The sequence below is a fragment of the Pseudomonas baetica genome (assembly GCF_019733355.1).
In the GTDB taxonomy this organism is placed as follows: Bacteria; Pseudomonadota; Gammaproteobacteria; order Pseudomonadales; family Pseudomonadaceae; genus Aquipseudomonas; species Aquipseudomonas baetica_A.
The window spans coordinates 1-374 of sequence record NZ_JAIHLQ010000152.1 but is presented as its reverse complement, the minus strand read 5'-3'; the positions used below and the strand labels follow the sequence as shown (position 1 = coordinate 374).

Annotated in this window: 1 protein-coding gene; it reads right to left on the bottom strand. The window is 62.6% G+C overall.

Translation table 11 applies throughout. From position 1 onward, the window contains the following. A partial coding sequence (locus tag K5E40_RS34510; RefSeq protein ID WP_221734440.1) for an immunoglobulin-like domain-containing protein occupies positions 1–374 on the bottom strand: 374 nt, incomplete at both ends.

Here is a 374-nt window from a genome sequence, read left to right as displayed (position 1 = left end):
GTGGTGGTCACGGTGCCGGTGGTTTTGCCGACTTCGATGGTGATGTTTTGACCGTTGGCCAGGGTCACGACGACTGGCGAACCCGTGACCGGGGCGCCCACGGTGGCGGTGTAAGTGACGGTGCCGCCTTCAGCCACGGAGGTATCAGCCGTCAGTTTGACGGTCGAAGTGTCGATGGTGTCGGTGACTTCGGTCACGGCTGGAACGGTGCTCGGCACCAGGTTCTCGAAGTTGCCGCCGCTGGTGCCGGTGATGGTTGCCTGCACGGTGCCAGCGTCTTTGTAGACGTCGTCAGCCGGCGCTGGAACAGTCACAGTGCCGGTGGTTTTACCGGCCTCGATGGTGATCACTGCGCCGTTCGACAGAGTCACAGT